8 protein-coding genes are annotated in these 9,980 nt (G+C 65.7%); 7 read left to right on the top strand and 1 reads right to left on the bottom strand.

The genetic code is table 11. The features are described 5' to 3' along the window. Window positions 1–289: 289 nt before the first annotated feature. Window positions 290–1,651 carry a glutamate--cysteine ligase gene (locus V3330_RS09910; RefSeq protein WP_354695253.1) on the bottom strand — a complete coding sequence of 454 codons (1,362 nt, stop codon included), beginning with the start codon at window positions 1,649–1,651 and terminating at the stop codon, window positions 290–292. A 78-nt stretch (window positions 1,652–1,729) separates the two neighbouring features. Between V3330_RS09910 and V3330_RS09905 the strand changes: the two genes are divergently transcribed. The 7 genes from V3330_RS09905 to rsmG all read left to right on the top strand — a co-directional run bounded on the left by V3330_RS09905 (window position 1,730) and on the right by rsmG (window position 9,965). Further along, window positions 1,730–3,319: a peptide ABC transporter substrate-binding protein gene (locus V3330_RS09905; protein ID WP_354695252.1), complete on the top strand. Its 1,590-nt coding sequence runs from the start codon at window positions 1,730–1,732 to the stop codon at window positions 3,317–3,319. A gap of 26 nt (window positions 3,320–3,345) precedes the next feature. After that, window positions 3,346–5,172 carry a peptide ABC transporter substrate-binding protein gene (locus V3330_RS09900; RefSeq protein WP_354695251.1) on the top strand — a complete coding sequence of 609 codons (1,827 nt, stop codon included), beginning with the start codon at window positions 3,346–3,348 and terminating at the stop codon, window positions 5,170–5,172. Next, window positions 5,169–6,110: an oligopeptide ABC transporter permease OppB gene (gene oppB / locus V3330_RS09895; protein WP_354695250.1), complete on the top strand. Its 942-nt coding sequence runs from the start codon at window positions 5,169–5,171 to the stop codon at window positions 6,108–6,110. Before V3330_RS09900 ends, oppB begins: the two co-directional genes overlap by 4 nt. Window positions 6,111–6,113: 3 nt before the next feature. After that, on the top strand, window positions 6,114–7,040 hold the full coding sequence (locus V3330_RS09890; protein WP_354695249.1) for an ABC transporter permease subunit: 927 nt from the start codon (window positions 6,114–6,116) through the stop codon (window positions 7,038–7,040). Then, the gene (locus V3330_RS09885; protein WP_354695248.1) at window positions 7,040–8,098 is read left to right on the top strand and encodes an ABC transporter ATP-binding protein; all 1,059 of its coding nucleotides are present in this window, start codon (window positions 7,040–7,042) and stop codon (window positions 8,096–8,098) included. The genes V3330_RS09890 and V3330_RS09885 overlap by 1 nt, the downstream gene beginning before the upstream one ends. Then, entirely contained in the window at window positions 8,095–9,096 is a 1,002-nt protein-coding gene (locus tag V3330_RS09880) for an ABC transporter ATP-binding protein (RefSeq protein ID WP_354695247.1), read from the top strand. The genes V3330_RS09885 and V3330_RS09880 overlap by 4 nt, the downstream gene beginning before the upstream one ends. Before the next feature lie 230 nt (window positions 9,097–9,326). Next, window positions 9,327–9,965 carry a 16S rRNA (guanine(527)-N(7))-methyltransferase RsmG gene (gene rsmG / locus V3330_RS09875; RefSeq protein WP_354695246.1) on the top strand — a complete coding sequence of 213 codons (639 nt, stop codon included), beginning with the start codon at window positions 9,327–9,329 and terminating at the stop codon, window positions 9,963–9,965. Window positions 9,966–9,980: the final 15 nt, after the last annotated feature.

The following is a 9,980-nucleotide window of genomic DNA, read 5'->3' as shown; positions in this document are numbered from 1 at the left end:
ACGGGTTTATGCCGGGTCCTGGAAGGGGCATGTCACAGCGCGCGGCGGACCTCAGTGGCACCCAGCCCTGATTTTCATGAGGCAAAGGCTCACTTCCAGGCGAGACAAGAAGGGGAGAGAGCCCGGAGCCTGGTTGTTTTGGAAGGGTATGTCACGGCAAGCGGCGGACCTCAGGGGCACCCGGCCGTGATTTTCAGGAGCCAACGATCCACCGCCGAGCGAAATTCCGCTCTGGGCGGTTTCGAGGATGTGAGAGCGGCGGGTTATGGGCGCAGCGTGGGTGAGTGGCTCAGTAGGCGAACTCGGTGAAGACCGGGTCGACGGAGTGGTTCCAGGCGTTGGCGTAGCGATCGAGCTTGATTTCCGCCGGGGTGAGTCCGCTGTCGGCCGTGCGCTGCAGGGGTTCGAGGAAACCGGTTTCGTTGGCCCCGCCCGAGTCCAGCCGGTTGCGTGCGCTGAGACCGGCGCTGGCCAGATCCAGCAGTTCGGAGGCGATATCGCGCACCGAGCGGCCTCGCACCTGTGCCTTCAGGCCCTGCCGCGGCACATCGTGGCGGAGTTGCAGCCGCTCGTCCATTGACCAGTCACGTGTGATGTCCCAGGCGGCGTCCAGGGAGGGTTGGTGATACAGCAGACCCACCCAGAGGGCGGGCAGGGCGCATAACTGGCCCCAGGGTCCGCCGTCCGCGCCACGCATCTCCAGGAAGCGTTTGAGCCGCACCTCGGGAAAGGCAGTCGTGAGGTGATCTTCCCAATCGGTCACCGTGGGCTTCTCACCCGGAAGCGCCGGCAGCCGGCCGTCCAGGAACGCACGGAACGACTGACCGGACGCGTCGACGTAGCGGCCGTCGCGTTTGACGAAATACATCGGCACATCGAGCATGTAGTCGACATAACGCTCGAAGCCCATGCCGTCCTCGAACACGAACGGGAGCATGCCGGTGCGGTCGGGGTCGGTGTCTTCCCAGATGCGCGAGCGGTAGCTCAGGTAACCGTTGGGTTCACCCTCGGTGAACGGGGAATTGGCGAACAGGGCCGTGGCCACCGGCTGCAGCGCCAGCGCGGTGCGGAACTTGTGCACCATGTCGGCTTCGGAGGAAAAATCCAGGTTGACCTGCACCGTGCAGGTGCGGGTCATCATGTCCTGGCCCAACGTTCCGACCCGGCTCATGTAGTCGCGCATGATCCGGTAGCGGGCCTTGGGCATCCATTGCATGTCCTCGCGCCGCCATTTCGGATTGAAACCCATGCCCAGGAACGCGATGCCGAGCGGTTCGGCCACATCCTTGACCTGGCACAGGTGGGTGTTCACTTCCCGGCAGGTGTCGTGCAGGCTGTCCAGCAGTGCGCCGGAGAGTTCCACCTGGCCGCCGGGCTCCAGGGTGATCGATGCGCCGGTGTCCTCGAGCAGCGCGATGGGCAGGCCCTCCTCGATCACGGGCTCCCAGCCGTGTTTCTCGGCCAGTCCTTCGAGCACCGCGCGAATGCTACGCTCGCCTTCGTAGGGCAGGGGTCTCAGGTCGTCGCGGGTAAAGGCGAACTTCTCGTGCTCCGTGCCCAGGCGCCAGCGATCGGCCGGCCGGCTGCCCGCGGCGAGGTACTCAACGAGTTGCTGTCGGTTCTCGATTGGCGGAGACGGTTCGTGCGGCATATCAATTTTCCTGGCTGGGCCAGTGGTTGGCGCAATAGAATACACGCTGCATCCGCCCTGAAACAGCAGAAAAACATCGTGTCAGCCCGCCCATGCCGCCTGTTTGCCGCCACTGTCCTGCTTGCGCTTGGCGTGGTCAGCTCCGCCACCGCGGACGAGCCCATCCGGCGCGGCCTGGGTCCGGAGCCCGATTCGCTGGATATTCACCGCGCCCAGGGACTCACCGCCATCAACCTGTTGCGCGATCTGCGTGAAGGGCTGTTGACCTTCGATGCAGCCGGGGAACCGGCGCCCGGGGTGGCGTCCGACTGGGCCGTTCGCGAGCAGGGCCGGGTGTACGAGTTCAGCCTGCGTCCGGAGGCCCGCTGGTCCGACGGCACGCCGGTGACGGCGGGCGACTTCGTTCGCGCCTGGCGCCGCGCGCTGTCGTCGGAATCGCAGGCGGTCATGGCGGGGCTGATGTCTGACGTCCGGAACGCGCAAGCCGTCATGTCCGGCCAACTGCCTGCAACGAGTCTGGGGGTCGAGGCGCCGGACTCCCGGACGCTCGTCGTGCGGCTGGTCCGGCCCGCGCCGTGGTTCCCGGAGATTCTCGCGCATCCGGTCACCTATCCCGTTCACCCCGCTAGCGCGGAGCCCGCGGTCACGGCCGACGCCCGGCAGGCTCGGGAGGCGCCGGTCAACGGCGCCTACGTGATCGACGAATGGACGCCGCGCTCGGTGATTCGGCTGGTGGCCAACCCGCAATTTCATGCGGCCGATGCCGTTGCCGCCGGGCGCATCGAGTACTACCCCATCGAAGAGCCCAATACGGAGCTCGCGCGGTACCGGGCCGGGGAAATCGACATTACCGAAACCATCCCGGCCGGCCGTTACCAGTGGCTGGTCGAAAACCTGGCCGAAGACCTGCGCATCAGTCCCTATCTGGGCAGCTTCTGGCTGGGGCTGAACCTGCGCGATGCCGATCTGGGTGATTCCGCCGGTCTGCGGCGCGCGCTGGCGCTGGCCGTCGATCGCCAGACCCTGGTGCGGGTGGTGCTGGGGGCGGGTGAACGCCCGGCCTGGGGCATCGTGCCGCCCGGCATGGCCGGGTACGATGCGGCACGGCTGCCGGCCGCGGAACTGAGCCAGGCGGAACGCGAGGCCGAGGCGCGGCGCCTGTACGCCGAGGCCGGGTATGGGTCGGAGCGGCCCCTGCGGCTGGAACTGCGCTACAACACCTCCGGTCTGCACCGGCGGTTGTCGGTGGCGGTCGCGGCCATGTGGAAGCAGGTGCTGGGGGTTCACACCGAGCTGATCAACGAAGAATGGAAAGTGTTCGTGAACAACCGGCGCATGGGGGTGGTGACCCAGGTGTTCCGCGGCGGCTGGATTGCCGATTACGCCGATCCCGCCAGCTTTCTCGACCTGTTCGTCTCGGGCAGTGAACTGAACAACACTTTCCACACCGATGCGGCATTCGATGGACACATGGTGGCCGCGGCCGGCCTTGCCGGAGACGAGCGGATGCGCCGCTTGCGGCAGGCCGAGGCCCGTTTGCTGGAAACCCTGCCGGTCATACCGCTGTACTATTACGTATCGCGGCATCTGGTTCGGCCCGGGCTTGGCGGCTGGGTCGACAATGTACGTGACATCCACCTGTCGCGGTACCTGACGCTACCGCCGTGAGTCGGAGAAGCCGAAGAGGAGGAGATGTGGACAGAAGGGGGCGCCATCGCTGGCCGGCCACGGTCTGTGCGATTCTGCTTCCGGTGATGCTCGCCGGCTGCGGGGGCGGCTCCGACGCGCCCGCCCAAACCCGTGAGCGGCGTCCGGTGCCGGTGGAACTGGTGGAAATCGATGGCCGCCCCGACTCATCGGTGCTGGCCGCGGAGCAGGTGATTTACCGCGGCAATGGCGAAGAGCCCCAGACACTCGACCCCCACCTGGCCGAGGGCGTGCCGGCTTCCAACATCCTGCGCGACCTGTTCGAGGGGCTGACCACCGAGTCACCTGGCGGTGACATCGTGCCGGGCGCCGCCATGCGCTGGAACATCTCACGCGACGGCCGGACCTACACCTTCTACCTGCGCCGCGGCGCAACCTGGTCGAACGGTGATCCGTTGACCGCGGCGGATTTCGTCTACAGCCTGCGCCGGGCCGCCGACCCGCGGACCGCGGCCAACAACGCCGCCATGCTTTCGCCCATTCTGAATGCACCGGACGTCATCCGTGGACGCATGGCGCCGGACCAGCTCGGTGTGACCGCCCTGGACGAGTACAGTCTGCAGATCACCCTGGCCGATCCCACCCCCTATTTCCTGGGGCTGCTCGCGCATTCCATCGCCTACCCGGTGCACCGGCCGAGCGTGGAGGACCACGGCGACCGTTTTTCCCGGGCCGGAAACCTGGTGTCGAACGGCGCCTTCACTCTCAACCGCTGGGATGTACGTTCGGCCATCGAACTCGAGCGCAATCCGAACTACCGAGCGTTCGATGAGGTGGTTCTGGAGCGGGTGTTGTACCTGCCCATCGAGGACCTCTCCAGCGAGGTCAAGCAATTCCGGGCCGGCGAACTGGACTGGACCTACGAAGTGCCGCACAACCAGTTCGATTGGCTGCGCCGGCACTATGCCGATGAGCTGGTGATCAGTCCCTGGCTGGGCTCCTATTTCTTCGGCTTCAATCTCTCCCGCGAGCCCTTCATCGAGAACCCGGACCTGCGTCGGGCGCTGGTGCTGGCCGTGGATCGCGACATCATCACCGACAAGGTGACCCGTTTCGGCGAGGAGCCTTCCTACGTGCTGGTGCCGCCGGGCATCGATGATTACGATCCCGCGGTGCCGGAGTATGCCGCCTGGACCCAGGCGGAGCGCGATGCGGAGGCGAAGCGCCTGTACCAGCAGGCCGGTTATTCGGCGGAGCGGCCGCTGGAAGTGGAGCTGCGTTACAACACCAGCGAGAATCACAAGAAGATCGCACTCGCCATCGCCTCGATGTGGAAGCAGACGCTGGGCGTGCGCACCACCCTGATCAACGAGGAATGGAAGGTCTTTCTGCAGAACCGCGAACAGAAGGTGCTGACGCAGATTTTCCGGGCCGGCTGGATCAGTGATTACAACGATCCCTACAGTTTTCTGGAACTGTTCCGCACCGGTCACGGCCAGAATGACTATGCGTACAGCAACGAGAGTTTCGACGCGCTGCTCGAAGAAGTCGCCCGCGAGCGGGTGCCGGCCCGGCGGAACCGCATGATGCATGAGGCGGAACGGCTGCTGCTCGAGGACAGCCCGATCATCCCGGTGTACACGTATGTGACCAAGCGCCTGGTTGACCGCCACGTTCGCGGCTGGCAAAACAATGTGATGGATCACCACTACAGCCGCAGCATGTTCAAACTGAAGTCGCGGGACGGGCGCCGGTCCGCGGTGGCCGAACCGGCGCCGGTGACGCCGCAGACGGAACCGGCAGCCGCGGGGAATCCGGCGGACGCGCGAAACGGGGCGGCCGGTGAAGATCCGGCCGGGGAGCGGCCGCAATGATGCAGGGCGGTCTGCTCAATCATGCCGTCGCGCGGCTGATCGGCCTGGTGCCGACCCTGCTGATGCTGATCACCATCGCGTTCTTCCTGATTCGCGTGGCGCCCGGCGGCCCGTTCGACAGCGAGAAAACACTGCCCCCTGAAATCCGTGCCAACCTGGATGCCAAGTACCACCTCGACGAGCCCCTGCTGCAGCAGTACTTCCGCTACCTGGGCCAGATCCTGACCCTGGATTTCGGCCCGTCGTTCCAATACAAGGACTGGACGGTCAATGAGCTGATCGCGCAAGGCTTTCCGGTGTCGCTGACCCTCGGCGGACTGGCCATGGCGCTGGCTTTCGTGCTGGGCACCAGCATCGGCATCGTCGCCGCCCTGCGCCAGAATTCCGCCACCGACTACTCCATCATGGGGGTGGCCATGGTGGGGGTGTCCATTCCGAATTTCGTGGTCGCGCCGTTGCTGATCCTGCTGGTGGCGGTGTATGCCGGTTGGCTGCCGGCCGGTGGCTGGGAGTGGTCGCCGCGTTACCTGGTGCTGCCGGTGATCACCCTGGCGTTGCCGGTCATCGCCTACATCGCGCGCCTGACCCGCGGCAGCATGATCGAGGTGCTGCACAGCAATTACATCCGAACCGCACGCGCCAAGGGGCTGCCGCCCGGCCTGGTCATCCGCCGTCACGCACTCAAGCCGGCCCTGCTGCCGGTGATCTCCTACCTGGGTCCGGCCACCGCCGGCCTGATCACGGGGTCGGTCGTGATCGAGCGCATTTACTCCATCCCGGGGCTGGGCAGTTATTTCGTGCAGGGCGCGTTGAATCGCGATTACACGTTGGTGATGGGCGTGGTGATTTTTTACGGCGTTGTGATCGTGCTGTTGAATTTCATCGTGGACCTGCTTTACGCCTGGCTCAATCCCAAGATCCGGTTCGAGGAATACTGAGCCGTGGCGGAAACCCACTCCACCGACACTGCGACCGTCGACGATCCGTTCGCCGCGGCCATGGCCGCCGAGGACGTCCCCGGCCGTTCGCCGTGGGAGGATGCCTGGCACCGGCTGTTGCGCAACCGTGCAGCGGTGGCCAGTGGCATCATCATGGGACTGATGGTGCTGGCCGTCATTTTCGGCCCCATGCTCAGTCCGTGGGAAGGCGACTTCACGGACTGGGACCATACGGCCTCGCCGCCGAGTTTTCAGAACGGCCACTGGTTCGGCACCGATTCGGTGGGGCGCGACATCCTGGTGCGCACGCTGGAAGGCGGCCGGGTCTCGTTGCTGGTCGGACTGGTCGCGACCCTGGTAAGCCTGGTCATCGGCATTACCTATGGCTCCATCGCCGGTTACTACGGCGGGGTGACCGACCGCCTGATGATGCGGCTGGTGGACATCATCTATGCCTTGCCGTTCATGTTTTTCGTGATTCTGCTGATGGTGGTGTTCGGACGGCACATCCTGCTGATTTTCGTCGCCATCGGCGCGGTCAACTGGCTGGACATGGCGCGCATCGTGCGCGGTCAGACCCTGGGTCTGAAGAACATGGAATTCGTCGAGGCGGCACAGGCCTGTGGCGTCGAGGACGGCGACGTCATCCGGCGCCACATCGTTCCCAACCTGCTGGGTGTCGTGATGGTGTACGTGACCCTGACCATCCCGCAGGTGATCCTGGTCGAGTCTTTCCTGAGCTTTCTGGGTCTCGGCGTGCAGGAGCCCATGAGTTCCTGGGGCGCGCTGGTCAACGACGGTGCGCAGGACATGGAGTCGGCGCCGTGGACCCTGATTTTCCCGGCGGCCTTTCTCAGCGTGACCCTGTACTGCTTCAACTACATCGGTGACGGCATGCGCGACGCGCTCGATCCGAAGGACCGGCTGTAATGGCGCTGCTGGATGTCCACGATCTCAAGGTGCGCTTCGACACGCCCGAGGGCGAGGTGCAGGCGGTCAACGGGGTCAGTTTCCAGGTCGAGCCCGGCGAAACCCTGGCCATTGTCGGGGAATCCGGCTCCGGCAAAAGCCAGCTCGTGATGACCATCATGGGACTGCTGGCGGAGAACGGTACGGCCAGCGGGGTGGCCGAGTACCAGGGCCGTGACCTGATGCGGATGTCCGAAAGCGAACGCAACCACGTGCGCGGCAAGGACATCGCGATGATCTTCCAGGATCCGATGACCTCGCTGAACCCCTACCTGACCATCGAGCGCCAGATGACCGAGGTGGTGATGCACCACCAGAAACTCTCGCTCCACGAGGCGCGGGCGCATGCGGTGGAAATGCTGAGCGCGGTGCGGATTCCCGATGCCGAGGAGCGCATCCGTCAGTATCCGCATGAATTCTCCGGAGGCATGCGCCAGCGCGTGATGATTGCCATGGGTCTGCTGTGCGAGCCGGATCTGCTCATCGCGGACGAGCCCAGTACGGCGCTGGACGTGACCGTGCAGGCGCAGATCACGCGGCTGTTCGCCGAGCTCCGCGAAAAAACCCGCATGGCCATCATCCTGATCACCCACGATCTCGCGGTGGTGGCCGATGTGTGCGATCGCATCCTGGTGATGTACGCCGGCCAGGTGGTGGAAAGCGGTAATGTCGACGACATTTTCTACCGCCCGCAACACCCCTATACGCGGGGCCTGCTGGAATCGGTTCCGCGGCTGGACCGGCCGGCAGATGAGGCATTGCATGCGATACCCGGCAATCCGCCCAATCTGCAGGCCCTGCCCAGTGGCTGTGCATTCCGTGACCGCTGCCCCGACGCCGAAGCGGCCTGCCGTGAACCGCCGCCGGTGTGGGTGACCGCCAACGGCCGCATGAGCCGCTGCATCCAGGGAATCGAAGGCGGGGAAATCGTGGACAACGCGGCTGCCGCGACGTCGGCTGCGGACGAATCCGCCGGCGCCGCCGAAGCCATCGGGGCGGTGAAGGAGGAGGGCGGATGAGCGACCCGGTTCTCCGCGTTCAGGACCTGGCGGTCCAGTTCGTCAGCCAGACCGGCAATCTCCTGCAGCGCCGCGAGCGCATCCTGCGCGCGGTGGACGGCATCAGTTTCGACCTGGAGCCGGGCGAAACCCTGGGCATCGTCGGAGAATCCGGGTCCGGCAAGTCCACGCTGGCCCGCGCCATCCTCGGGCTGATCAAACCCTGCCGCGGGCGGGTGCTGTGGCGCGGCGAGGATCTGACGAAGCTGGAACGGGAAGCGCTGCGGGAAAAGCGCAAGGACATCCAGATCGTCTTCCAGGACCCGGTGGCTTCGCTCAATCCGCGAATGACGGCCGGCGCCATCATCGCCGAGCCGCTGTGGACCTTCTATCCGCAGATGGAGCGGCTGCAGGTGGAGGAACGCGCCCGCGGGATGATGAAGCTGGTCGGGCTGCTGCCCAACCAGATCAACCGCTATCCACACGAATTCTCCGGCGGCCAGTGCCAGCGCATCGGCATCGCCCGATCGCTGGTGCTCAATCCCCGCCTGCTGATCTGCGACGAACCGGTCAGCGCGCTGGACGTGTCCATCCAGGCGCAGATCATCAACCTGTTGCGCGATCTGCAGAAGAAACTGGGCCTGGCGCTGATTTTCATCGCGCATGACCTGTCGGTGGTGCGGCACATCAGTGACCGGGTCATGGTGATGTACATGGGGCGCAGCATGGAGTTGTCGGAAAAACACGCGCTGTACCGCAAGCCGCTGCATCCCTACACCAGCGCGCTGATGAAGTCCGTGCCGGTTCCCGATCCCGAACTGGCGCGCAAGCTGCGCCAGGAACTGTGGCTGAAGGACGACACGCCGTCGCCGTTCGATCCGCCGCGCGGTTGTGTTTTCCATACCCGCTGCCCGTACGTGGTGCGGCGTTGCAAGGTCGATGTGCCGCCGCTGCGCCGGCTGGAGAGCGGGGACTGGGCGGCCTGCCACCGGGCTGAGGAGCTCGACCTCACCGTGTGAAAGCGGGGAGCGCAGCCGCGGATTCGCTGCCCGGGCTCCGCGGATTCCTGACGGACGGCGCGGCTGCTTCGGGTAAAATGAGCGGGCCGATCCAAACCGGCCCGAACCGACTCGGCGCCGCCGCTGCATCAGAGGATGATCCATGTCGCATACCCCTGGCCACCGCCGCTTCGCCCTGTTGGGCGCGCTCACCCGAAGCGCCCGGCGGTAAGCGCTCGCGCCCGCGGCACATGGATCGGGAAACGCCGGAGGAATGGCTCGACGAGGGTGGCCGCGCGCTGCTGGGTCGCGATTTCGAGGCGACGGAGCGTGAGCGGCTGTTGGCCTACCTGGACCTGCTTGGCCGCTGGAACCGGACCTACAACCTCACCGCCATCACCGATCCGCTGGAACAGGTCAGCCGGCACCTGCTGGACTCGCTCACCGTTCTCAAGTTCGTCGACGCCGGGCGGTTGCTCGATGCCGGCACCGGCGCCGGGCTGCCCGGCGTGCCCCTGTCCATCATCCGGCCCGACCTCGAGGTGACCCTGCTGGACAGCGCGGGCAAGAAAATCCGTTTTCTCAACCAGGTCAGGCGTCAGCTCGGCCTGGCGAACATTCGACCCGTTCAGGCACGCCTGGAGTCGTACCGGCCTGATCCGCCGCCGGACACCGTGATCAGCCGTGCCTTCGCCAGCCTGGCTGACTTTGCCGCCGCGGCCCGCGGCCTGATGACCGCAAATACGCGCTTGTTGGCCATGAAGGGCCGGCTGGACAAGACCGAGCTCGCGGCGCTTCCGGACTGGGTCCGGCTGGACGCCGTCGAGCGGCTGGCCGTTCCGGGATTGCAAGCCGAACGCCACCTCGTCATTATGTCCCTCCGTTCCTGATCCAGGCCTGACCAC

Source organism: Elongatibacter sediminis, from assembly GCF_037892215.1.
Lineage (GTDB): Bacteria > Pseudomonadota > Gammaproteobacteria > Xanthomonadales > SZUA-36 > Elongatibacter > Elongatibacter sediminis.
This window is presented reverse-complemented; position numbering and strand designations above follow the sequence as displayed.